The following is a 22,242-nucleotide window of genomic DNA, read 5'->3' on the forward strand; positions in this document are numbered from 1 at the left end:
CGTCACGGCTCCGGGCGGAACCGGGACACCCGGGCGCCGCGGGCGGCGAACCACTGTTCGAGGTCGTCCCCGTCGAGCAGGGTGCGCTGCCCGCGCAGCACCACCGAAATCGGGCCGAGCACCGTGCCGGTGAACCCGGTCAGGTCGGTCTCCTCCAGCCGGCACTCCCGCAGCAGCAGCTGGTCCGCGCTCGCCCCGGCGAGGTTCGCCCCGGTCAGGGTGCACCGGTGCAACGACGCGTCGCCCAGCACCGCGTTCGAGAGGTCGGCACCGGAGAAGTCGGCGTCGAAGAACTCGGCGGAACGGAGGTTCGCGGCGTGCAGGACGGCCCCGTGGAGGTTCGTCCTGCTGCCCGAAGCCCCGGCGAGGTTCGCCTCCGTCAAGTCGGCCTCGGCCAGGTCGGCGCCGTCGACGTGGGCGTGCATCAGCTCGGCGCCCCGCAACGTCGTCTTGCGCAGGACCGCCTCGCCGAACCAGCACTCGACGAAATCGCCGCCGGTGAAGTCCGCGCCGGAGAAGTCCAGGCCGTTGCCGACGAACCCGCCCCGCTCGGGGTCGGCCAGCCAGGCACGCAACGCGCCGGCCGCCGCCGGGTCGGCGGGCCAGGTATTCGGGACCCACGTCCTACGGGTAGAAGATGATCTTGCCATCCCAGTCCGGCCTCCCGTTTCGGATGTTGGTCATGGATTGGACGTCCGCCGCGCTCATGTTGCGGGTGTCGATGATGACGTTACGGCCCCGGCCGATCTGGCCGTCGACCTTGTCGGAGAACATCTGGTCCGAGTACCCGTGCGTGAACTGCTGGCCCGGCGCGTGGTTCGAGCCGGGCGGCCAGTCGGAGTGCATGGACTTCACGTCCCAGGACTTGCCGTTGCCGTCGATCAGGTCACCGCCGCCGAGGGAGTCCGGCCGGCCGACCCCGTCCTTGAACGGCCCGATGCCCTGCTTGTTCAGGTCGAGGCCGATCAGCGCCTCGTCCCTCGAGGTGTCGGTGACCTGGCCGCCGTGGTCCTCGTCCTTGGCCAGGTCGTTGAACCGCGGGTCCTCCTTGAGGCCGTCCCAGCGGTTGTCGAGGGCTTGTTTGTCCGCGTCGCTCAGCGCCGGGTTCGGCTGGCCGTGGTCCTGCGGGCGGTCGGGCAGGTCCGGGTTGGGGTCCTCGGCGTGGTGGGGCCCGGCGTCGGAGTGGGTCGAACTCGCGTCGTCCATGCCGAAGCCGCCGAACGGGTCGTCCTCGTCGCCCCAGCCGCCGCCGTTGTCACTGCCGTTTTCACTGCCGCCGTGCTCACTGCCGCCGCCACCGTGATCGCTGCTGGCGTTGTCGCCACCGTGATCCGAACCGCCGTGATCCGAACCGCCGTGGTCGGAGGCCGGGTCGTGCGGGTTGGCGTCCTGCACGTGCCCGGCGTCGCCGCCGCCGCTGCCGGCGGGCCGGTTCGGGGTGACGTCGCCGGGGTCCGGCTTGCTCTGCATGCAGCCGAGGCCCAGCGGGTCGCTCTCCCGCAACGGGTTGGCCACGTAGGCGACGGGGTTCGGCGCCGGGGCCAGGCCGAGCGGGTCCTGGCTGAGGTAGCGGCCGGTGCCCGGGTCGTAGTAGCGGAAGACGTTGTAGTGCAAGCCCGTCTCATCGTCGGCGTACTGGCCGGGGAAGCGCAGCGGGGTGGACCCGGTCGACGCGGGCGCCGGCCGCGCGCGGCCCCACAACGAGGCCGATCCGTGCCAGGCCACCGCGCCGTGCTCGTCGATCAGGTCGACCGGGGTGCCGATCTGGTCGGTGAGGAAGGAGAAGTACCGGACCCCCGGGCCGAGGTGCTCGGTCTGGGCGACCGGCTGCGCCGTGCCGGGACGGTGGTCCCAGGTGAGCACCAGCGGGTTCCCGTCGGGCCCGCGGCGCACCTGCTCGACCAGCAGCTGCCCGCTCCAGGCGAACCGGGTCTCCTCGGCCACCGCCGGACCGTCCGGGCCGGGCACCAGCCGCTGCTTGGCGATCCGGCGGCCGAGCGGGTCATAGCCGTACCGCCATTCCGCGCCGTCGGGGGTGCGCACGCCGACGAGCCGGTCGAGCGGATCCCAGGCGTAGAAGAAGGAACGGCCGCCCGGCCCGGTCTCGTGCCGGGCGACCAGCCGGCCCTGGCCGTCGTGGACGTAGCGGACCGCGCCCGCCGCGGTCACCCGGTTCCCGGAGTAGCTGCGGGGACCGGCGTCGGGCACGGCCACGGGGCCTTCGGCGCCGACGATGGAACCTGCCGGATCGTAGTGGTAGGACTCCTCGCCGGCCGGGGTTTCGACGCCCACCACCCGGCCGGCCGGGTCCAGCCGGAACCGCGCCGGGCCCGAGAGCGCGTCGTCGATGCCGATCAGGCTGCCGTCGAGCCGGTAGGTGTACTGCCGTTGCTGCACGACCTGGCCCGGGCCGGCGGTGACCGTCTGGCCGGTCAGCTGGTTTTCGGCGTCGAAGGTCTGCGAAAGCTCGGCCCCGGCGCCGATCCGCCGTCCGACCTCGCGGCCGGCTTCGTCGTACCGGAAGCTCGTCACGTGCTCGCCGACGCTGAGCACCGCCGTGCTGCCCGCGTCGTCGAAGCTCCACGCACTGTCCACTCCGGACGGTGTGCGCCGCTGGACCCCGCTGCCGTCGTAGGCGTAGGTGACCGCGTGCCCGTCGACGGATTCCCGGACGACCCGGCCGGACTCGTCGCGGTCGATCTCCAGCACACAGCCGGCCTCGGTGGCGCGGACCAGGTAGCCGACCGGGTCGTAGGCGTAGGTGGTGGTGGCGCTCGGGGTCCGTCGTTCGATGACGTTGCCGAGCGCGTCATAGCTGTACACGGTCACCGCGCCGAGGCCGTCGACCGACTGCACGAGCTGCCCGGCGGCGTCGTAGGCGAAGCGCACGACCCGGCCGTCGAAGTCGGTCTCCTCGACCAGGCGGCCGGCCGAATCGTAGGTGTAGCTCCAGGTCAGCCCGGCCGGATTGGTGACGCGGGTGAGCCGCAGCTCCGTGTCGTAGACATAGGACGTGCGGGCCCCCGCCGCGTCTATCGTCGCCGTCGGAAGGTCGAACGGCCCGTACTCGTACCGCACACCGGCGTGCTCGACGAGGTTGCCTTCGGCGTCGTGATGCCATTCCTCGGCCCGTCCGGACTGGCCGATCCTGGTGGCAGGCAACCCTTCGACGGTCCAGCCGAGCCGGGTGCGCGCACCGGTCGCGTCGGTGACCACACGTCGGCGGCCGAACAAGTCGCGTTCCACCGGATCGGCGGCCGGCTCCACGGGCTCACCCGCGGTCCACTGGCGGTCCTGCTGGAACCGGGTGGCGATCCCGGCCTGCGCGGTGAGCGGGTCCGGCGCGGTGCCCGCCGGGTACACCCGCTGCCACTCCCGCCCGGCACTCTCGACGGTGACGGTGAGCGAGCCGTCCGGGTCGGAGGCCACTCGCGCACGGCTGCCGTCCGGGCGGATGACAGCCGTGAGCGCGCCTTCGTCGGTGTATTCGTAACGGGTGGTGCGGCCGAGCGGGTCGGTGCGCGAGAGCAGCCGGTCGTAGCGGTCCCACTCGGAAGTGGTGGCGTGGCCCAGCTGGTCGACCTCGCGCAAGAGCTGGTTGGCCTCGTTGAAGTGGAATTCGCTGGGGTGGCCCAAGGAATCGGTGAAGACGGTGACCCGCCGCGCGGTGTCGTAGACAAACGCGCCGTCGTAGAAACCGCGGTCGCCGACCGTGCGCACGCAGCGGCCTTCGGCGTCGTAGATGTAGCGGTACCAGGTGCCGTTGCGGTCTTCCCAGCCGGTGATCCGGCCGTCGGCGTCGTAGTCGTAGTGCTCCGGCCGGCCCGAGGAGTTGACCACGCTGGTCAGATGGCCCTGCCGGCTGTAGCCGAAACGCCGGGCCAGGACGCGGAGGTCGTGTTCGGGGTCGGTCACGTGGACGGCGGTGACCCGGCCGCCGTCGGTCTCCAGCTCCACCCGGTACCCGGCGGAGTGGCGCAGGGTCCGCGGCGCGCCCAGCGGGTCGTAGTCGAATTCGACGCTCGCGCCGTCGGCGTCGGTGATGGCCAGCAGGGCGAACTCCGCCGACCCCCGGCCCGGCAGCGCGCCGAAGCGCAGTTCCCGGCCCAGCAACGGATCCGTCTGTGTGTAGGTGCCGTCGTCGAGACGGGTCAGCGGGCGGCGCGGGCCTTCCAGCGGCAGCACCGATTCCCCCGGCGCCGGGTGCGGGTAGAACAGGATCGTGCCGTCCGGGGAGAAACACCGGAGGTGCTCGGCGTCCGCCTCCAGCCGTTGGTCCACAGTGGACATCCAGGTCGGGCCGAACCAGCGGCCGTCGCGGTAGGAGGAGACGTGCAGCCGCTCCAGCCGCAGCGGTGACGGCAGCTCCAGGTCGATCTGGTCCACCACCACGTTCCCGCGCGCGACGTCCACCGGGTCGGTCTTGCAGACCCAGTTGTCCTTGCCCGAGGAGTCCTTGCCCGGATCGTCCTCCGGCGCTTTCGGGTCGTTGCCTTCGCCGCTCTTCGAGCCCTCGCCCCCGGCCCCGTCCGACCCCTTGTCGCCCGAGGACGTGGTGGCGTCCCCGCCGCCCCCGGCCTTCGAGTCACCGCCGCCCGACGAAGAGTGGTCACCCGAGGTCGTGGTCGAATCGCCGCCACCCGACGAGTGGTCACCCGAAGTCGTAGTCGAGTCACCGCCACCCGACGAGTGATCGCCCGAGGTCGTGGTCGAGTCACCGCCCCTCGGCGTGCCGCCGCCGTCGCCGCCCTTGGGGTCCGGCGCTTTCGGCGTGCCGTCGATCTTCCCCGGTTTCGGCGGCGCGTCGACCTTCCCGCCCTTGAGGCCCTTCAGGCCCTTGGCCGCGTCCTCGAACAGCGTGCCGGCCTTCTTCAGCAGCGGCACGAGCTCCTTGAGCGCGGAGACCAGCTTCTTGGTGATGCTCGCGATCTGCGACGCCGTCTTCGCCACCGCCCCGACGACCTCCGGGACCACCCAGACCATGCCGATGCCGAGCGTGAACAGCACCTGCAACGCCCAGCTGATCATGTGCCCGACCAGCTGCGCGATGATGTCGCGCACCATCGAGCGCACCGCGCCGACGACCTCGCCCGCGGTCTTCACCCCGGAAGACGCGCCTTCGCAGCCTTTTTGCGCGCTGGTCAGCAGCGCCACGGTGTCCTGGGTGCGCTGCCGGTAGGCGTCGCCCGCGGGCCCGGTCCAGGACTGGAGGTCGGCCTTGACCATGGCGTCGAGGTCCTGGCCGACGCTTTCCAGCTCTTTGGCGATGTTCGCCCAGGTCTGCGACTGGGCCGCGATCTCGTCCGCGTTGCCGGTCAAGGCGTTGAGGGCTTCTTTGAGCGGGCCGACGTGCTCCATCAGCCAGCCCACGCCCGCGGCCAGGATCGAGCCGAACGGGTCCATCACCATGGACAGCGCGTCCAGCGCGGTGCCCACCGCGCCCATCGCCACCGAAGCCCAGTCCTTGCTCTCGATCGCCGACTTCAGGCCGATGGCGTCTTCGAGCAGCGGCACGCCGGAATACGACTTGGTGGAGTCTTGAGTGGGCGCTACCAACGGATTACTCATTACGGACAATCACCCTCAACGACCTGCGCCTCGGCGGGGACCTGTCCTGCCAAGCTATCCACGCCGGTCCGGTGATGCCCACGCGTGCCCGGTCCCTGCCCCAAAGACCCGGCGGGCCTGTGCATCGGGGGCAATCCGCGCGCGCCCTAAACTCGGGATCATGCCCGAATTGCCAGAGGTCGAGTCGGCCCGATCGGTGATCGAACGGGCCGCGCTCGGGCGGCGCATCGTCGAAGTGGACGATTCCGACACCTATGTGTGCCGTCCGCACCGCCCCGGCGAGATCCGGAGCGCGCTGACCGGCCGGCTGCTGGTGGCGGCGCACCGCCGGGGGAAGACGCTCTGGTGCGACACCGGGGACAACGACACTGGGGACAACGGCGCCGGGGACGCGCCGGTGCTCGGCCTGCACCTCGGCATGTCCGGCAAGATCGTGATCGCCGGCGCCGACGGCTCCGAGGTCGACGGCGGCGACTACTGGGAGGGCCGCCGGGTCAAGGGCGACTACCGGTGGTCGCGGTTCGCCCTCACCTTCGACGACGGCAGCCGGCTGATGCTCGTCGACCCGCGCCGGCTCGGCCGCATCGGGCTGGACCCGGAGATCGACCGGCTCGGCCCGGACGCCGCGACGGTCACCCCCGCCGCGTTCCGGGCGGCGGTCGCCACCGGGACCGTGGCGGTCAAGGCGCGGCTGCTCGACCAGCACGCCATTGCCGGGATCGGGAACCTGCTGGCCGACGAGATCCTGTGGCGCGCCCGGATCAACCCGGCCCGCCCCGTCGACGAGCTCACGCCGTCCGAGATCGACCGGCTGCTGCGCGCGACCCGCAGGTCCGTGGCCGCGGCCTTGGCGCACGGCGGCGTGCACACGCTCACGGTGATCCCGTTCCGCCGGCCCGGCGCCCGCTGTCCCCGCGATCACGCGCCCATGTCGCGTGGCAAAGTCGGCGGTCGCACCACCTGGTGGTGCAGTGCCGAGCAACCCGTCCCGGCGAAGTGATCACCGCTACTGGACAGCACACCCTTGCTGCAGAAGGATTCCCTCATGACCGACGCACCCGGTGACGAGCCCCAAGAAGTCGTTCTCCCGACGTACTGCCTGCGCTGGGGGGTCAAGAGCAGCTTCCTCGGCTACGTCGCGCGCATGCCGGACGGCCGCGCCTACCTGGGCAGCGGCGCCGCCGTGAACGACCGCAACGAGCTGCTCTTCCCGCTCGACGCCGAGGCGGCCGCCGAGGACGGCCTGAAGTTCGCGTTCGGCGGCGATGTCCGGTTCAGCGGGCATTACGGGCTGCTGTTCGTGCAGATCGCGCAGCCGCGGGTGTACGTGCGCGAAGGCGAGGCCGAGCTGACCGTCGTGGACTCGGAATCCAAGGAGCCCAAGCGGATCCGGCTGGCCACCTTCACCCTCACCGGCCCGGAGACCGAGGACGGCGTGGACCGCTGGAGCGCCACCGACGTGCGGCTGGCCCCCGAGTCCGTCGACCTGTTCGGCGGCAGCTACCAGCCGGGCGAGCCGCTGGAGGAGCTGACCATCACCGTTCCGCACCAGGAAGGCTGAGCGCGCCCGACATCGCGCGCCGAACCGCCGAACGCAGCCAGCCGTGACCGCCGTCGGCGGCCTGCCGCGGGTGCCAGGCCATGCCGATGGCCAGTGGCGGCAACGGAAACGGGATGTCGAGCAGCCGCAGGCCCAGTGCCCGGGCGACCTCGGTCATCGGGTTCGGCGCGGTACCGGGGTCGGTCGCCGGGACCAGGCAGACGACGTCGGTCCGGACGGCCAGGGTCATCGCGGCCAGGTGGCTGGGCAGCACGGCCACCACCCGCCGGTCGAGGCCGAGTTCGGCCAGCGCGGTGTCGGCCGGGCCGGTGAACCGGCCGCGGCGGCTCACCACCACGTGCTCGGCCGCCGCGAACCGGGCAGCGGTCAGCAGCCCCTCGGCCAGCGGGTGGCCCGCGCGCACCCCGGCCACCATCCGCAGGGTGAGCAGCTGTTCCGTGCGGATCTCCGGGTCGACGTGGTCGAGCGCGCCGACCTCCAGGTCGATCTGTCCTTCCCGCAACGCCGGCCCGCCTTCGAACTCCTCGGCGCGGAACCGCAGCGCCACCCCGGGCGCCTCCTGCGCCGCGATCGCCAGCAGCCGCGGCGCCACGGCGGCGGCGACCAGGTCGGCGGCCTGCAGGGTGAACGTCCGGCTGAGCGTGCCCGGATCGACGTCCGCGCCGGGGGCGAGCAGCGCCCCGCACCGGCGCACGACCGCCGCCACCTCCTCGCGCATCGCCTCCGCCCGCGGCGTCGGCACCATCGCCTGCCCGGCCCGCACCAGCAGCGGGTCGCCCAGCAGCCGCCGCAGCCGGCCGAGGGTGCGGCTCATCGCCGCCGGGGAGGTGTGCAGCCGCTCGGCGGCGCGGGTGACGCTGTGCTCGGCCAGCAACGCGTCCAGCGCGACGACCAGGTTCGCGTCGATGATCTGCCTGTTCACCAGCATTCTTCCGTTCTGAGCAACTACCCCGTGCCGACATTCCCATTGTGGCAACACCAAATCCCCGGCGACGGTGGGGGCGAGTCCGAACAACCCCCCAACTGCCAGGAGGCACTCCGATGTCCCATCCTCGCGTCGGCGACCGGCTCGCCGTGGTCAGCCAGAGCGGGCCGACCGTCACCCTGTTCGACGCCGTCGGCCACCGCGCCGAGACGGTGCTGACCCTGCCGGCCGAGCCGCACGAGCTGTGCTTCGACGCCGAGCACCGCCTGCTCTACTGCACCAGCAGCTACACCAGCGGCTACTACGGCCACAACGCCGGCCGAAACCACCTGCTCACCGTCATCGCCCCGGACGACGGCCGGATCGTGGAGGTGATCGACCTGTCCCCGGAGCACGGCCCGCACGGGATGGCCCTCGACCCGGCCCGGCGACTGCTCTACGTCAGCGTCGAGGCCGGTCCCGCGGGCCCCGGCGGCGTGGTCGTGCTCGACACCACCACCCGCGAAGTCTTGCGCCGCATCAACACTCTCGCCCCGGGCCCGCACTGGTTCGTGATCGACCCGGACGGGCGGCTCGGCTACGCGGCCAACAAGGAGGCGCCGTTCGTGACCGTGGTCGAGCTGGCCACCGGCGAGCTGATCGGCAAGATCCCCGTGTCCGGGAGCGAGGGCATCGCGGTCAGCCCGGACGGTTCGACCGTGGCGGTGGCCGCGCAGAAGGCCGATTTCACGCGCCCGGCCGTCGACCCGTCCCTCGTGCTGATCGACACCCGCACCGGTGCGATCGTCCGGACCCTGCCGACCGAGCACTCCGTCGTCCCCGTGCACTGGACGGCCGACGGTGTGCTGCTGGCCGGTGAGGTGCGGATCGCGGCCGGCACCGGGGACGTCTTCGGGCCACGGGTGCCCCACGGACGGCTGGTCGTGTGGGCGGGCCCGTCGGCGGCGGAGGTGGAGCGCGTGGGCACCGCGGAGGTCGGCTCGATGCCGCTGACGCTCACTTCGTCCCCCGACGGCGGACGGGCCTACCTCGCCGCCGTCGGGGCCTCGACCGTCGGCGTGGTCGATCTGGCCGACCCGGCGCGTCCCACCGTCGTCGACACCCTCGACGTCGCGCGGGCCGGCGAGCCCGGCGCGCACGGGCTGGCCTACCTCACTGGCGCCTGAGCGCCGTTCACGCCACCTTGCGCAGGGTCACGTCCATCGAAGGGGCCCAGCTCACCCCGTCCGGGCTGGCTTCGTGGCGTACGACCTGGGTCCGCCCGCCGTCGGTCAGCGTCACGGTCGAGCGGGTCCGCTCGCCGGTCCACCTGAGCACGTCGCCGTCGATCTCCAGGCGGGAGTGGTGGACGTTGCCGAAGCTGTCGTAGAAACGTCGAACGGTAGGCGTCGCCGTGCACGCCGATCATCTCGACGCCGCCGACGGCCGTTTCGCCGATCCGCCCGAAAGCCGAGTGCAGGACGAAAAACCCGCCGGGCGCCCACTCGTAGACGTCGCTGGTCAGGATCGCCACGGACGGGACCTCGGCGGTGCCGATCGTGCGGCCCTCGTTGACCCACTTGCCGATCAGGACTTCGAGCGCCTGGTGGCGGCCGTCGCGGACAGGCACGGCGCGGTCGGTCTGCTCGACTCCGGCGGCGACGGCGACGACACGGGCGGACTCGGTGGTTTCCGGCATCGGGACTCCTCGGGTTCAGGGGTTGACTTCACCGCCGGGTCGGAGCCGGTCCGGGGGTCCGGACATGGCGGAGGGATTTCCGCCGTGGTCGAGCAGGCCCAGGTAGGCGCTGAGCCGGGCGGCCGCGTCGAGCATGGCGCGGCCCTGCGCGGTGAGCTTGCGCTGCCAGTCGTCCAGCGCGCGGGACAGGCTGCCGGTGCCGCCGGCCGTGCGCACCTGCCGGACCACGGTGGCGATGTGCTCCAGCGGGTAGCCGCCGCGCCGCAGGAGGTGCGCGAGTTCGGCGTCGCGGACGTCGGCGGCGCGGTAGACGCGGTATCCGGTGGCCGGATCCCGCGCGGGCACGAGGATCCCGGCGCCTTCCCAGTTGCGCACGGTCGCCGGGGTGACCCGGAGCCGTCGCGCGAGCTCGCCGATGGTCCGGGCCGCCCGTTCCGGGACGGCGCCGGGCTCCGCCGTCAGGTGGTCCACGGCCCGGCGCACCGCGTCGAGGGTTTCCCGGTCGCGGAGCAGCTGCTGGTGACCACGGTCGACGGTCGTGAGGGCGCCGTCGAGATCACCCGCGGCGAGCGCACCCATGATCCGGCCAGCGGTCGCGTGCCCGCACGCCGGGATGAGCGCGAGATAGGCGCGCAACGCCGCCGCGTGCACCTCGGTGTAGATCCGGTAGCCGCTGGGAGTGCGCTCGGCGGGCGGGAGGAAGCCGTCACGCTCGTAGTTGCGGACCGCCTGGGCCGAGATGCCGTGCTCACGCGCGAGGGCGGCGGGCTTGAAGGTTATCACCGGTTTGAGACTTTACTCACCGGTCGCGTGGTCCGCACCGTGAAAGTATCAACCGAGCTTTCAAAGATACGCTTGAGTCTCATGAGTCAAGACATTCGAGCCTTCATTCCCGCGTCCTGCGACCTGCTGGCCCTGGGCGAGCCGGCCCACCCGGAGCCGGCATTCGGCTGGGTCCGCAACGAACTGTTCGAGCAGCTCGCCGGCGACGGCTTCCGCTCGATCGCGCTGGAGACCGACCGGGTGGCCGCGCTCGCCGTGAACGATTTCGTCCAGGACGGCGCCGACACCCTCGAAACCGTGTTGAGCAAGGGTTTCTCCCACGATTTCGGCGCCCTCGAAACCAATCGGGCGCTGGTCGCCTGGATTCGCGAGTACAACAAAACCCGCCCAGCGGAAGAAAAGCTGGCGTTCCACGGCTTCGACGCGTCGACCGAGACAATGAGCGCCCCGAGCCCACGGCCGTACCTCGAACACGCCCGCGACTACCTCGGCCTCGATCTCGACATCGCAGGCCTGACCGGCGAAGACGAGCAGTGGAGCCGCACGGAGGCGGTGCTGGACCCGGCGATGTCGCCCGGCGACACTCCCGAGGCCGAGCGGCTGCGCACCATCGCCGACGACCTGATGACCAGGCTTTACGCCCGCGCACCGGAGCTGGTCCTGGCAACCTCACGCGCCGAATGGCTCCGGGCGCGGACCCACTTGACCGGCGGGCTCGGCCTCCTGCGCTACCACAAGCAGTCGGCCGAACCGCTGGAGCTGAACGAGCGGATCTCCCTCCTGGCCGCGGTGCGGGACGCGCTGATGGCCCAGAACCTCCTCGAGATCCGCGAGATCGAGGCGCGGCGAGGCCCGACGCTGGTTTTCGCCCACAACCTCCACCTGCAGCGGAGGCCGAGCTATTGGGGCCTGTCCGAGCTGAAGCTCAACTGGTTCGGCGCCGGGGCCATCCTCGCGTCCCTTGTGGACGATCGATACACCTTCATCGCGAGCAGCCTGGGCCGCAGCGCGGCCCTCGGCCTCGAGCCACCCGCCGCGGACACCTACGAGGGCGCTCTGCAGACCGGCGCCGCCTGGTCCCTGACGAACGCCACCGCTGTCCCGGATGCCCGCACCCGCACCGACATCAAGGTGGAACAGGGCTACTTCCCCCTCACCGAGGCGACCCTGAACGGCGCCGACGCGGTGCTGCACATCAGCGACGCGTCGCTCATCCGGCCGTAACAGCTCGGGCCGGTCACACCAGCGGCTCGCCGCCGTCGACGCTCAGCGACACACCGGTCAGGAAGGGGCTGGTCAGGGCGAACACCACGGCGCCGGCGATGTCGTCGGGCGTGCCGATGCGGCGGGCGGGGCTGGTGGCGGACCGTTGCGCGAAGAGCGCGGCCTTCTTGTCCTCGCCGAGGGCGTCGTACGCGCCGGTGTCGATCGTGCCCGGCGAGACGGCGTTGACGCGGATCGGCGCCAGCTCCACGGCGAGCGAGCGGGTGAGGACGTCGACCGCGCCGTTGGTCGCCGCGACCGCAAGCATGCCGATCGAGGGCTTCTGGGCCGAGGAGCCGGAGAAGAGCACGAACGAGCCGTCCACGGGCATCCGCGGGGCCAGGTGCTTCGCCAGCAGCATCGGGCCGACGACCTTGGTGCTGAAGGAAAGCAGGACGGTCTCCGGCGCGAGGTCCCCGATCGCGCCGCGAGCGCGTGCGGACGCCGTGGACACGACGTGGTCGATCCGGCCCAGCCGTTCGCCCAATGCCGCCACGCTCGCTTCGTCGGTCAGGTCGACGGTCTCGGCGGAGACGCCGGGATCGTCGTACGCCGCCGCGAGCTTTTCGCCGTCGCGACCGGCGACGACCACCTCGGCCCCGGCGGCGCGGACCGCGAGCACGGTCGCCCTGGCGATGCCGCTGCCCCGTCCGACGATCAGGACTTTGGTTCCTTCAATGGATCCGGACATGCTTTTGTCTCCTTAGGACAGAACTTCGCCGGCGGTCAGACCGCGATCGACGCCGTGGGCCACCACCGTCTGGCCGGGCTCGAGCACCAGCCGCTCGCCGTCGAGGAAGACCTCGACCTTGTCCGGCTCGAACGAAACCAGCCCGGACACCCGCGCCACCTCGGCCCACGCCTCGAGGTAGGACCAAGCGGCCCTGGCGCGTGAGCCGATGTCGTAATAGCTGGCGAGCCCCTTGTACGGGCAGAAGGTCTGCCCGTCGACCGGGGCCAGCGCGGTCTCGTCCACGTCCTCGCGCGGCACGTACCACCGCGGCGCGAACCCGGACTCGTACAGCACCACCGGCCGCTTCGTATCGGCGACGACGCGGTCGCCGTCCCGCACCACGAGGTGCCGGGAGGTGCCGCGGATGTCGTTGCGGTGGTAGGGATCCGCGGCGTGGCCGACGATCCACTCGTCCTCCTCGAAGAACGCGTCCATCGCCCGCCACGCGAACGCGACCCGGCCCCGCAGCTCGGCGGCGTAATCGGGAAGCCCGGTGTACTGCCACGCCGCCCGCTCCGCACGCTTCCCGCCGCCCGCGACGGCGAACCACGTGGTCTCGCCGAGTTCCCGGTGCGCGGTGACCCGGCCCGTGGCTTCGAGAACCCCGTCCCGCACGTCCTCCCGCCGGAAGAACGCGACCGGGTAGCGCCCCGGCTCGTGCAGCAGCACCACGTCCTCGCTGTCGGCGATCCATTCGCCGCCGAACCGGACTCGCATCCGCCGGCGCAGCGGCTCCGCGAAGAGCAGCCGCTCCGGCAGCGGCTCCGGAGTGAGGAACCGTCCCACGGACCGCGTCGACAGCGGTCCCTGTTGCCAAGCCAGCCCCATTGTCGTGGCCCCGTTCTAGCGTTCCGCCGAAACGCGGTCGAGGAAGCCGAGGATGAGCCCGGCGACCTCGTCACCCGCGCTTTCCAGCAGGAAGTGCCCGCCGTCGAGCAGGTGGATCTCGGCGTCCGGGACGTCGTCGGCGAACGCGCGGGCACCCTCGGGCCCGAAGATCGGGTCGCCCTTTCCCCAGACCGCCAGCACCGGCGGGCGCGTGGTGCGCAGGTACTCGTGCAACGCCGGGTACAGCGGCGGATTGGTCGCGTAGTCGCGGAAGAGCGCGAGCTGGACGGCGTCGTTGCCGGGTCGCGAAAGCAGCGCGAAGTCGTGATGCCAGGTGTCGGGGCTGACCAGGCCCTCGTCGGGCTCGCCGGCCAGGTACTGCCACCGGGTGCTCTCCAGGGTCAGCGCGCCGCGGATGTTCGCCTCGGTCTCGGGGTTCTGCTCGCGCTGGTAATCCCAGACGGTCTTCCAGAACCCCTCGACGAACCCGGCGTCGTAACCATTGCCGTTCTGCGTGACGATCGCCGTGACCGCCGCCGGGTCGGCCAGCGCGAGCCGCCAGCCGATCGGGGCGCCGTAGTCCTGGACGTAAATGGCGTACCGCGTCACGCCCAGCTGCTGGAGCAGCCCAGCGGTCAGCTCGGTCAGCGCGTCGAAGGTGTAGCCGAACTCCTCGGCCGACGGCGCCGCCGACAACCCGAACCCCAAGTGATCCGGCGCGATCACGCGATAGCGGACGGCCAGCTCCGGAATCAGCTTCCGGAACATGAACGAACTGGTCGGAAACCCGTGCAGGAGCACGATCACCGGCGCACCGGCGGGCCCGGCCTCCCGGTAGAACAGCTCCTGTCCCCGGACGGTCGCGTAACGATGGTGAACGGCAGTCATTTCTAACCCCTTCGACGCAGGTTGATGGTTAGAGCAAAGCAGGCTTGCCTCTAACCTGTCAACACGTTTCGAGGGGTTAGTTTTCAGCGTGCGCGACCGACCCGGACGAAAGCCCCATCCCTACGGCCGACGAGACGGCTCACCGCCGCCCCCGTCCGGTGCCCACCGCCGCCGCGCTCACCTCACCTGAGGCAGAACCTCCTTCTGCAGCAACGAATACGTCTCCCGAGCCTCGGCCGGCGAGCCGAACGTCGGAATGATCAGCTCGTCCAGCCCGGCCTCGCGCCAGCGGCCGATGGTGTCCACGATCTGGGCCACGGACCCGCCGAAGGTGAAGCGCCCCGCCTGGGAGTCGACCTCGCCGAACGTCAGCACCGCCTGCGTGGTGCGGCGGATGGACCGCGGGTCGCGGCCGAGGCGTTCGCAGTGCTGGTCGAGGATCGCGGACTTCTGGGCGAAGACCTCGGGATCGGACCAGCAGTTCCACTCGTCGGCGTGCTCGGCGACCAGGCCGAGCATGCGGCGCTCGCCGGAGGCGCCGATCAGGATCGGGACGCGGGGGCGGACGACGGGCGTGCGCGGCGCGTCGGTGACCTGGTAGTACTCGCCCTCGACCGTGGTCCGCGGCTCGGTCAGCAGGCCGCGGATCACCTTCAGGCCTTCCTCGAACCGGTCGATGCGCTCGCGGACCGTGCCGAGCCGGATGCCGTACGCGGCGTGCTCGTTGAGCTGCCAGCCCGCGCCCACCCCGAGCACCAGGCGGCCGCCGCTGACGTTGTCGATGGTCGCCGCCATGTTCGCCAGCACGGCCGGGTGCCGGTAGGTCATGCCGGCGACCAGGCTGCCCAGCCGCACCCTCGGCACCGCCGCCGCCAGCGCGGCCAGCACGCTGAAGCACTCGTTCAGCGCCGGCTCCGCGACCGCTTCGGTCCCGGAGTTCATCATGAAGTGGTCCGCCGCCCAGACGCTGTCGTACCCCGCCTGCTCGACCTCACCCGCCACCGCGAGCACGTCCTCGGTCGACCACCCGGGGCTCAGCCACGCCCCGACCGCCAGCTGCTCCGCCACCGGAGTCCTCCTCTCCTCGGCCCGCAGTCCTGCGCGCCTGGTCCCCAGCCTGCCACGCACCACCGACAAGATCACCGGTCGCGCGCGGGTTCTGGTTGCCGGCAGGGATTCCGCGACGATTTATCCACCTGAGCCGGCGCACACTCTCTGCTACCGTGAAAGGGAAGAGCCGTGCAGAGGGGATTCGACGTGGCAGGTGAAGACGACATCTCCGGGTGAGCCCCGGAGGTAGCGGGCCACCGGCGGACATCCGCCGTGGCCAGGCAGTCGTCCACTCCTTTCGCTGCGGGGCCGAGGTTCCGCAGCGCATCACGAACCCGAGGTCTCTTCCATGTCCGAAGCCTGCATCGTCGTGTCCGGCCTGTCCTTTTCCTGGCCCGACGACACCCCGGTCTTCGACCGGCTGTCCTGCACCGTCCCCGGCGGCCGCACCGGGCTCGTCGCCCCGAACGGCGCCGGCAAGTCCACCCTGCTCAAACTCATCGCGGGCGAGCTGCGGCCCGCCGATGGCAGCGTCACCACCGAAGGCGTGCTCGGCTACCTCCCGCAGAGCCTGCCGCTGAGCGGTGGGCTGACCGTCGCCGAGGTGATGGGGGCCGCCCCGATCCTGCGCGCGCTGGCGGCCGTCGAATCCGGTGACGTCGCCGAGGAGCACTTCACCGTCATCGGCACCGACTGGGACATCGAGGAGCGCACCCGCGCCCAGCTGGACCGGCTGGGCCTCGGCGAGGTCGCCCTCGACCGCCGCCTGAACACACTCAGCGGCGGCCGGATCGTCTCCTTGGGACTCGCGGCCCAGCTCCTCAAGAACCCGGACGTGCTGCTGCTCGACGAGCCCACCAACAACCTGGACCTCGAAGCGCGCCACCGGCTTTACGGCGCGCTCGACGACTGGCACGGCTGCCTGCTCCTGGTCAGCCACGACCGGGCCCTGCTCGACCGGATGGACCGCATCGCCGAGCTGGACGGCGGCGGAATCCGTTTCCACGGCGGGAATTTCACCCAGTACGAGCAGGCGGTCGAGGCCGCGCGCGAAGTCGCGGAGAAGAACATCCGCAACGCCGAGCAGGACGTCAAACGCGAGAAGCGCGAGATGCAGCAGGCTCGCGAGCGCGCGGCCCGCCGGGCGAGCAACGCTCAGCGCAATGTCGCCAACGCCGGTCTGCCCAAGATCTTCGCGGGCACCATGAAGCGCAACGCGCAGGAGTCGGCGGCGAAGGCGGACGGGACGCACTCGGCCAGGGTCACCGCGGCCAAGGCCCGGCTCGACCAGGCCGAGCGAACGCTGCGCGACGACCAGAAGATCGCACTGGAACTGCCGCAGACCGCGGTCCCGGCCGGCCGGACGCTGTTCCTCGGCGAGCGCCTCCGGGTGAATTACGGCGACCGCGAGCTGTTCACCGGCGACGGCGCGGACCTGGCCGTCCGCGGCCCCGAGCGGATCGCGCTGACCGGCCCCAACGGCGCCGGGAAGTCCACCCTGTTGCGCCTGGTCCACGGCGACCTGGCCCCGGACAGCGGGGACCTGAAACGGGCGGAGGGACGGATCGCCTACCTGTCCCAGCGCCTCGACCTGCTGGACGAAAACCGCACCATCGCGGAGAACCTGGCCGCCGCCGCGCCCGCGATGCCGCCCGCCGAACGGATGAACCTGTTGGCGCGCTTCCTGTTCCGCGGCTCCCGGGTGCACCTGCCGGTCGGCGTCCTCTCCGGCGGCGAGCGCCTGCGGGCGACGCTGGCCTGCATCCTGTTCGCCGAGCCGGCGCCGCAACTCCTCCTGCTGGACGAGCCGACGAACAACCTCGACCTGGTCAGCGCCGGGCAGCTGGAGAGCGCGCTGAACGCTTACCAGGGCGCGTTCATCGTGATCAGCCACGACGAGCGTTTCCTGGCCGAGATCGGCGTCGCCCGGTGGCTCCGGCTCGACGGCGGGCATTTGCGGGAGACGGCCGCGCCCGAGTGAGCCGTTCGTCCACAGTGCACAGACGCGGTCAGGGAGTCAGCACGATGCGCTGTCCCGGCGCGGTCGGCACGGACCACGCCCGCTCGACCTGCGCCAGCGGCATCGGCACGGCGTCCACGGCGAACGTGCCGGCCGTGATCTCCGCGGCCAGTGACGGCAGCTCGGCGACGATGCCGGCTGCCGTCACCGAGCCCTGGCCGCTGCCGAGGACGGTCAGGTTCCCGGCGCGCAACAGTGCAGAGGGCAGCGTGATGTCCCCGCCGGCCACGGCGCCGATCTGCACCCAGGACAGCGCCTTCGCCCGGTCGGCGCGCGCGGTCATCAGCGCGCGCATGGCCTGCTCGGCGGGCCGTCCCCACAGGTAGTCGATGACCACGTCGACGTCCGCGGCCGCGCGGGCGAGGGCGTCCGGCTCGTCGGTGCCGAGGCGCACCACGTCGTCGGCGCCGAGGGTCTTCAGCAGGTCGAGGCGGTCCGGGTCGCGGCCTGCGCCGACCACGCGGGCGGCCCCGAGGTGCTTCGCGATCTGCACCGCGAGCTGACCCGCGTTGCCGGTGGCGCCCAGCACCAGCACGGAACCGCCCGGCCGGAACGCGACGCGGCGGCGCAGCGCGATCCACGACGACATGCCGGGGTTCATCGCCGCCGCCACCGCGGCCGGGTCCGTGCCGGGCGGCAGCGTGACGGCCCGGCGCCGGTCGACGACGGCCTGCTCGGCCATGGTGCCCGACGCGCCGTCGTCGGCGACGAAGTACAGCAGCTCCCCGGACGGCGTGCGGCCGACCGCGTCCACGCCCGGGACCATCGGCAGGGTGCCGTCGGAGGTGTAGTGGCTGCCGTTCGCGGCGGAGCGGACCCGCGGGTGCAGGCCCGCGGCCAGGACGTCCACCAGCACCTCCCGATCGCCCGAGGCGACCGGTGCCGGAAAGGTGCCGTAACGGGGCGGCGCGCTGAAGGAGCGGACGACTGCGGCGTGCATGGGGTTCTCCCTGCCGGAACTTAGTTTGTGGCACGTACTACTTCGCCAAGGTAGTTTGCGCCACGTACTAAGTCAACTAGGGTCAGCCCATGCGCACCGAGCCGGACCGGCCCCTGACCACCGTGGACGCCCTCGTCCAGCTGTCCTTCCTGATCCAGCGGGTGCTGTCCGAAACCGGCGCCGAGCACGACCTGTCGATCGTCCAGATCCGGCTGCTCGGCGTCCTGCGCGACCGCCGTCCCGGGATGCTCGAGCTGGGCAGCCACCTCGGCCTGGACAAGTCCTCCATGACCGGGCTGGTCGGCCGCGCGGAGAAACGCGGCCTGGTCCAGCGCACGCCCTCACCCCACGACGGCCGCGCCGTGCTGGTCTCGCTGACCCCGCTCGGCCGTCAGCTCATGCAGCGGTGCGCCGCCGTGATCGGCCGCCAGATCACCGAGCTGACCGAACCGCTCACCGCCACTCAGCGCGCTCAGCTGACCCAACTCGCGAGCGCACTCGTCGGCCGGCCGCTCCTCGACGCCTGACTGTATTACGACCACGTTTCTTCACCGCCGGCCGAATCCGGCGGTTTCCCGCATATCGGCTTTCCGGGCGGACACCGCCAGGCGGCCCTCCACAGTGGATTTCTGTTATTGTTCGCGCAAGTCGCGCGGATCCGCGCCTCTGGAGATCCACCGAGGAGGAAAAACCCGGTATGGCTCAGAAGGTCCTCGTCCAGATGGTGGACGACATCGACGGTGGCGTGGCTCACCAGACCGTGCCGTTCGGCCTCGACGGCATTCAGTACGAGATCGATCTCTCCGACGAGAACGCGGTCTCCCTGCGTGACGAGTTCGCCCGCTACATCGCCGCTTCCCGGCGCACCGGCGGCCGGAAGGTCCGCGTGGCGGCCGGGATCTCGCCGACCGTGACGCCGGCCGACCGCGAGCGCTCGCGCCAGATCCGCGCCTGGGCGATCGAAAACGGCTGGTCGGTCTCCGAGCGGGGGCGCATTCCCAGCGAGGTCATCGCCGCCTTTGAAGAGAGCGAACGCGAAGCGGCCGCCCCGCGCAAGCGTGGCCGCGCGAAGAAAGCCGGCGCGAAATCCTGAAGCCCGGCGTGCGCGCCCGGGATTTCTTCCCGCCCCGGTGAGCTGAACCGGGAAATCGGACGGTTCAGCTCACCGGGCACAGGACCGGAATTGGAAAAAATTTCCAATGTCCTGGTCAGCGAGAGTGTGATCATGATCAACCGCGGGCCGGCGTCTCGGCCGACACCGATTCCGCCGGGAAATCGTATTCCGGACCCGCTCAGGAACGCGGACGGCGCGGGCCGCCCTGCTCCTTGACGCGCACGGCTTCCTTGCGGACCTCGGCCTGGGTGTCGCGTTCGCGCCGCAGCCAGTCCGGATCCGCCGACTTGATCTCGTCGATCTGCTCGGTGGTGAGGGCCTCGGTGATCCCGCCGCGGGCCAGGCCGCCGATGGAAACGCCCAGCTTGGCCGCGATGACCGAGCGCGGGTGCGGACCGTTGCGCCGCAGCTCGCGCAGCCATTCGGGCGGGTCGGCCTGCAGGGCGTTCAGCTCGTCGCGCGAAACGACACCCTCCTGGAACCGGGCGGGGGTGGCTTCGAGGTACACGCCCAGCTTCTTCGCCGCGGTCGCGGGCTTCATCGTCTGGGGGGACTTGGGCGACGTCATGGCGTCCAGGGTAACGAGCGCGTGCGCCGCCCCTGATCACGCCCGGTAATCTGGCCTCGTGACAGGCTCGGAGGAACCCCCGTCGTTCAAGCTCGGCTACGTCCCCGGGGTGACGCCGGCGAAGTGGGTGCGGACCTGGCAGGAGCGCTCGCCCGGGGTCCCCCTGGTCCTCGTCGCGACGCCCGCCGCCGAGGCCGCGGCCCTGGTGCGCGAAGGCGACGCCGACGCGGTCCTGCTGCGCCTGCCGGTCGACCGGACCGGTCTGCACGCGATCCCGCTGTACACCGAAACGACGGTGGTCGTCGCCCCGAAGGATCACTTCCTGGCCGCGGCCGACGAAGTGTCCGCCGAGGACCTGGCCGAAGACATCGTGCTGCACCCTCTCGACGACACGCTCGATTGGGCGCAGCCGCCCGGCCTCCCGGCGCTGGAACGTCCGGCCACCACCGCGGACGCCATCGAGCTGGTGGCCGCGGGTGTGGGGCTGCTCGTCGTGCCGCAGTCGCTCGCACGGCTGCACCACCGCAAGGACCTGACCTACCGGACGCTCATCGACGCGCCGGAGTCGCGCGTCGCGCTGTCGTGGCCCGACGAGGAGACGAGCGACCTGATGGAATTGTTCATCGGGATCGTCCGCGGACGGACCGTGAACAGCACCCGCGGGCGGCCGGCGGCTCCGGCTCCCGCTGCTCGAAAACGCAGTGAGGCCAACGGAAAGAAGCCGGCTGGCGGCCGCGGCGGGCCGCGCGGAACGGGCTCCGCCAAGCGCGGGAAACCCCGGCGGCGGTCCTAGCCTGACGCGGAGCCGCCCGTTTTTGTCGGTGGTTGCTGTCATGATCTTCCGCATGGTCAGACGACAGAACAGAGCCCTCTCGGTCACGGTCCGGATCGCAGGCGCGACACCACAAGCGGACCGGCGATCGCTGGACGTCAGCGCTCGTCGTGGCGTGATCCTTCGACTCAGGTCGTTGGCGCGCAACGCTTTTCTGGCGATCCGCGACTTCGCCTCCGACAAGTGGCGAAGACCGTCAGCCGCGGATGCCGACGATCTCGGCCACCGGCCCGGCGTCCAGATGGGCCAGCAGCCAGGCGAGTTCACCGGCGTCGATGACTCCCGCGTCGGCCGCGCGGATCCAGGCGCTCGCGGCCCGCTCGGTGAATTCACGATCGACCGCTGGTTTCGTGTCGTGTTCTCCCATGGCCGCTCCCCGACCGCAGATCGTCTTCTGCCTGCCCCGGGGTCCTGGAGGTCTGCCCCCAGCATAGTCGCCGCGGCCATTTCGGCAGCGCTCGTCCGCGGCGCTCGTCCCGGCCCTTGTTCTCGCGACCGGATGCGGGTCCGGGCCGCGGGGCGGCAGTGGAAGGGTAGGAGTGCGGCGGCCACCTTGCGCAGCCCATGGCCCGTCCCGCCGTTTTAGTCTGGACGCCATGGACAGCGAGAACCTCATCGGGCAGTTCCTCCGGGCCCGCCGCGCCCTCGTGGACCCCGGCGAGCTGGGCCTGGAGGTCGGGCCGCGGCGACGGGTCTCGGGGTTGCGGCGTGAAGAGGTCGCGCTGCTGGCCGGGGTCAGCACCGACTATTACGTGCGGCTGGAGCAGGGGCGCGAGCGGAACCCGTCGGCCCAGGTGGTGGACGCGCTGGCGCGGGCCCTCCAGCTGGACGAAGAAGCGGTCGCGCACCTGCACAAGCTCGCCCAGCCCGGTCCGGCTCGGCGAAGGCGCGCCCCGCAGCGGGAGCGGGTCAGCCGTCAGCTGGTGCAGCTGATGGACGCCTGGCCGCAGACCCCGGCGCTGGTGCTGGGGCGCTGCCTGGCCGTGCTGGCCGGCAACGCCCTCGGCAAGGCGCTGTTCGGCGGCCACCAGCACAGCGACGACCTCGTCCGGCTGGTGTTCCTCGACCCGGAGGCGCGCGAGTTCTACCCGGACTGGGAGCGGGTCGCGATCAACACGGTCGGCGGCCTGCGCGCGACGGCCGGCCTCGATCCCGACGACCCGCTGCTGATCGAGACCGTGGGCGAGCTGTCGGTGAAGAGCCCGGAGTTCCGCCGGCTTTGGGCGCGCCACGACATCCGCCAGAAAACCAAGGAGACAAAACGATTCCACCACCGCCTCGTCGGCGGCCTGACCCTGCACTACGAATCCCTGACCGTGAACAGCGCACCGGGCCAGCAGCTGGTGGTGTACCAGGCCGACCCGGGCAGTCCATCCGAGGAGGCGCTCGCGCTGCTCGGCAGCCTCACCGCCGTGGAGAACCCTCGCGAAACCGGGAAGCGCATTCCCACCGAGAACTGATTTCCGCGTAATACCGACAATTCCTATTCCT

General features: G+C 71.5%; 21 protein-coding genes. 9 read left to right on the forward strand and 12 right to left on the reverse strand.

The window, feature by feature from the left end; all coding sequences use genetic code 11:
• Window positions 1–2 precede the first annotated feature (2 nt).
• Entirely contained in the window at window positions 3–650 is a 648-nt protein-coding gene (locus BMY97_RS00160) for a pentapeptide repeat-containing protein (protein ID WP_091610710.1), read from the reverse strand.
• Window positions 625–5,568, reverse strand: a complete 4,944-nt coding sequence (locus BMY97_RS00165; protein WP_091610713.1) for an RHS repeat-associated core domain-containing protein — start codon at window positions 5,566–5,568, stop codon at window positions 625–627. The genes BMY97_RS00160 and BMY97_RS00165 overlap by 26 nt, the downstream gene beginning before the upstream one ends.
• Before the next feature lie 160 nt (window positions 5,569–5,728).
• Here BMY97_RS00165 and BMY97_RS00170 point away from each other — a divergent pair, with 160 nt between their 5' ends.
• Window positions 5,729–6,568, forward strand: coding sequence for an Fpg/Nei family DNA glycosylase (locus tag BMY97_RS00170; protein WP_091610716.1), 840 nt, complete (start codon window positions 5,729–5,731; stop codon window positions 6,566–6,568).
• Window positions 6,569–6,613: 45 nt separating this feature from the next.
• Window positions 6,614–7,129, forward strand: a complete 516-nt coding sequence (locus BMY97_RS00175) for an HtaA domain-containing protein (protein WP_091610718.1) — start codon at window positions 6,614–6,616, stop codon at window positions 7,127–7,129.
• Here BMY97_RS00175 and BMY97_RS00180 read toward each other — a convergent pair.
• Window positions 7,104–8,051 (reverse strand): LysR family transcriptional regulator, encoded by a 948-nt coding sequence (locus BMY97_RS00180; protein ID WP_425425209.1) that lies wholly within the window; start codon window positions 8,049–8,051, stop codon window positions 7,104–7,106. The genes BMY97_RS00175 and BMY97_RS00180 overlap by 26 nt on opposite strands.
• Window positions 8,052–8,170: 119 nt before the next feature.
• On the opposite strand from BMY97_RS00180, the gene BMY97_RS00185 reads away from it, so the two are divergent.
• A complete protein-coding gene (locus BMY97_RS00185; RefSeq protein ID WP_091610724.1) occupies window positions 8,171–9,220 on the forward strand; it encodes a YncE family protein in 1,050 nt (349 codons plus the stop codon).
• On the opposite strand, the gene BMY97_RS00190 is transcribed toward BMY97_RS00185, so the two are convergent.
• Complete coding sequence (locus tag BMY97_RS00190; RefSeq protein WP_091610727.1) at window positions 9,202–9,732, reverse strand: hypothetical protein; 531 nt, start codon at window positions 9,730–9,732, stop codon at window positions 9,202–9,204. The genes BMY97_RS00185 and BMY97_RS00190 overlap by 19 nt on opposite strands.
• A gap of 15 nt (window positions 9,733–9,747) precedes the next feature.
• Complete coding sequence (locus BMY97_RS00195) at window positions 9,748–10,515, reverse strand: TioE family transcriptional regulator (RefSeq protein ID WP_091610729.1); 768 nt, start codon at window positions 10,513–10,515, stop codon at window positions 9,748–9,750.
• 81 nt (window positions 10,516–10,596) lie between these two features.
• Here BMY97_RS00195 and BMY97_RS00200 point away from each other — a divergent pair, with 81 nt between their 5' ends.
• Window positions 10,597–11,739, forward strand: coding sequence for an erythromycin esterase family protein (locus BMY97_RS00200; RefSeq protein ID WP_091610732.1), 1,143 nt, complete (start codon window positions 10,597–10,599; stop codon window positions 11,737–11,739).
• Between the two features lie 13 nt (window positions 11,740–11,752).
• On the opposite strand, the gene BMY97_RS00205 is transcribed toward BMY97_RS00200, so the two are convergent.
• The 4 genes from BMY97_RS00205 to BMY97_RS00220 all read right to left on the reverse strand — a co-directional run bounded on the left by BMY97_RS00205 (window position 11,753) and on the right by BMY97_RS00220 (window position 15,295).
• A complete protein-coding gene (locus BMY97_RS00205) occupies window positions 11,753–12,469 on the reverse strand; it encodes an SDR family oxidoreductase (protein WP_091610735.1) in 717 nt (238 codons plus the stop codon).
• A gap of 12 nt (window positions 12,470–12,481) precedes the next feature.
• Window positions 12,482–13,297: a DUF427 domain-containing protein gene (locus BMY97_RS00210; protein ID WP_245787058.1), complete on the reverse strand. Its 816-nt coding sequence runs from the start codon at window positions 13,295–13,297 to the stop codon at window positions 12,482–12,484.
• A gap of 57 nt (window positions 13,298–13,354) precedes the next feature.
• Window positions 13,355–14,227 carry an alpha/beta fold hydrolase gene (locus BMY97_RS00215; protein ID WP_091610740.1) on the reverse strand — a complete coding sequence of 291 codons (873 nt, stop codon included), beginning with the start codon at window positions 14,225–14,227 and terminating at the stop codon, window positions 13,355–13,357.
• A 177-nt stretch (window positions 14,228–14,404) separates the two neighbouring features.
• The gene (locus BMY97_RS00220; protein WP_091610743.1) at window positions 14,405–15,295 is read right to left on the reverse strand and encodes a TIGR03560 family F420-dependent LLM class oxidoreductase; all 891 of its coding nucleotides are present in this window, start codon (window positions 15,293–15,295) and stop codon (window positions 14,405–14,407) included.
• 331 nt (window positions 15,296–15,626) lie between these two features.
• Between BMY97_RS00220 and abc-f the strand changes: the two genes are divergently transcribed.
• Window positions 15,627–17,258: a ribosomal protection-like ABC-F family protein gene (abc-f, locus tag BMY97_RS00225; RefSeq protein WP_091610745.1), complete on the forward strand. Its 1,632-nt coding sequence runs from the start codon at window positions 15,627–15,629 to the stop codon at window positions 17,256–17,258.
• Window positions 17,259–17,286: 28 nt separating this feature from the next.
• Here abc-f and BMY97_RS00230 read toward each other — a convergent pair whose 3' ends face one another.
• Window positions 17,287–18,237: a quinone oxidoreductase family protein gene (locus BMY97_RS00230; protein WP_091610748.1), complete on the reverse strand. Its 951-nt coding sequence runs from the start codon at window positions 18,235–18,237 to the stop codon at window positions 17,287–17,289.
• 89 nt (window positions 18,238–18,326) lie between these two features.
• Between BMY97_RS00230 and BMY97_RS00235 the strand changes: the two genes are divergently transcribed.
• Complete coding sequence (locus BMY97_RS00235) at window positions 18,327–18,764, forward strand: MarR family winged helix-turn-helix transcriptional regulator (protein WP_091610750.1); 438 nt, start codon at window positions 18,327–18,329, stop codon at window positions 18,762–18,764.
• A gap of 170 nt (window positions 18,765–18,934) precedes the next feature.
• Complete coding sequence (locus BMY97_RS00240; RefSeq protein ID WP_091610753.1) at window positions 18,935–19,330, forward strand: histone-like nucleoid-structuring protein Lsr2; 396 nt, start codon at window positions 18,935–18,937, stop codon at window positions 19,328–19,330.
• A gap of 199 nt (window positions 19,331–19,529) precedes the next feature.
• On the opposite strand, the gene BMY97_RS00245 is transcribed toward BMY97_RS00240, so the two are convergent.
• The gene (locus BMY97_RS00245; protein WP_091610754.1) at window positions 19,530–19,919 is read right to left on the reverse strand and encodes a DUF5997 family protein; all 390 of its coding nucleotides are present in this window, start codon (window positions 19,917–19,919) and stop codon (window positions 19,530–19,532) included.
• 58 nt (window positions 19,920–19,977) lie between these two features.
• On the opposite strand from BMY97_RS00245, the gene BMY97_RS00250 reads away from it, so the two are divergent.
• The gene (locus BMY97_RS00250; protein WP_091610757.1) at window positions 19,978–20,712 is read left to right on the forward strand and encodes a LysR family transcriptional regulator substrate-binding protein; all 735 of its coding nucleotides are present in this window, start codon (window positions 19,978–19,980) and stop codon (window positions 20,710–20,712) included.
• A gap of 235 nt (window positions 20,713–20,947) precedes the next feature.
• On the opposite strand, the gene BMY97_RS46760 is transcribed toward BMY97_RS00250, so the two are convergent.
• The gene (locus BMY97_RS46760; protein ID WP_177231111.1) at window positions 20,948–21,118 is read right to left on the reverse strand and encodes a hypothetical protein; all 171 of its coding nucleotides are present in this window, start codon (window positions 21,116–21,118) and stop codon (window positions 20,948–20,950) included.
• Between the two features lie 229 nt (window positions 21,119–21,347).
• Between BMY97_RS46760 and BMY97_RS00255 the strand changes: the two genes are divergently transcribed.
• Window positions 21,348–22,211 carry a helix-turn-helix transcriptional regulator gene (locus BMY97_RS00255; protein ID WP_091610759.1) on the forward strand — a complete coding sequence of 288 codons (864 nt, stop codon included), beginning with the start codon at window positions 21,348–21,350 and terminating at the stop codon, window positions 22,209–22,211.
• Window positions 22,212–22,242: the final 31 nt, after the last annotated feature.

This window comes from Amycolatopsis saalfeldensis, assembly GCF_900110575.1.
GTDB lineage: Bacteria > Actinomycetota > Actinomycetes > Mycobacteriales > Pseudonocardiaceae > Amycolatopsis > Amycolatopsis saalfeldensis.

What these genes read in the sequence shown, in the direction of transcription:
- BMY97_RS00160 (WP_091610710.1), bottom strand. Translation starts at nt 650, where the DNA reads ATGGCAAGATCATCTTCTACCCGTAGGACGTGGGTCCCGAATACCTGG.
- BMY97_RS00165 (WP_091610713.1), bottom strand. Translation starts at nt 5,568, where the DNA reads ATGAGTAATCCGTTGGTAGCGCCCACTCAAGACTCCACCAAGTCGTAT.
- BMY97_RS00170 (WP_091610716.1), top strand. Translation starts at nt 5,729, where the DNA reads ATGCCCGAATTGCCAGAGGTCGAGTCGGCCCGATCGGTGATCGAACGG.
- BMY97_RS00175 (WP_091610718.1), top strand. Translation starts at nt 6,614, where the DNA reads ATGACCGACGCACCCGGTGACGAGCCCCAAGAAGTCGTTCTCCCGACG.
- BMY97_RS00185 (WP_091610724.1), top strand. Translation starts at nt 8,171, where the DNA reads ATGTCCCATCCTCGCGTCGGCGACCGGCTCGCCGTGGTCAGCCAGAGC.
- BMY97_RS00190 (WP_091610727.1), bottom strand. Translation starts at nt 9,732, where the DNA reads ATGCCGGAAACCACCGAGTCCGCCCGTGTCGTCGCCGTCGCCGCCGGA.
- BMY97_RS00200 (WP_091610732.1), top strand. Translation starts at nt 10,597, where the DNA reads ATGAGTCAAGACATTCGAGCCTTCATTCCCGCGTCCTGCGACCTGCTG.
- BMY97_RS00205 (WP_091610735.1), bottom strand. Translation starts at nt 12,469, where the DNA reads ATGTCCGGATCCATTGAAGGAACCAAAGTCCTGATCGTCGGACGGGGC.
- BMY97_RS00215 (WP_091610740.1), bottom strand. Translation starts at nt 14,227, where the DNA reads ATGACTGCCGTTCACCATCGTTACGCGACCGTCCGGGGACAGGAGCTG.
- abc-f (WP_091610745.1), top strand. Translation starts at nt 15,627, where the DNA reads ATGTCCGAAGCCTGCATCGTCGTGTCCGGCCTGTCCTTTTCCTGGCCC.
- BMY97_RS00230 (WP_091610748.1), bottom strand. Translation starts at nt 18,237, where the DNA reads ATGCACGCCGCAGTCGTCCGCTCCTTCAGCGCGCCGCCCCGTTACGGC.
- BMY97_RS00235 (WP_091610750.1), top strand. Translation starts at nt 18,327, where the DNA reads ATGCGCACCGAGCCGGACCGGCCCCTGACCACCGTGGACGCCCTCGTC.
- BMY97_RS00240 (WP_091610753.1), top strand. Translation starts at nt 18,935, where the DNA reads ATGGCTCAGAAGGTCCTCGTCCAGATGGTGGACGACATCGACGGTGGC.
- BMY97_RS00245 (WP_091610754.1), bottom strand. Translation starts at nt 19,919, where the DNA reads ATGACGTCGCCCAAGTCCCCCCAGACGATGAAGCCCGCGACCGCGGCG.
- BMY97_RS46760 (WP_177231111.1), bottom strand. Translation starts at nt 21,118, where the DNA reads ATGGGAGAACACGACACGAAACCAGCGGTCGATCGTGAATTCACCGAG.
- BMY97_RS00255 (WP_091610759.1), top strand. Translation starts at nt 21,348, where the DNA reads ATGGACAGCGAGAACCTCATCGGGCAGTTCCTCCGGGCCCGCCGCGCC.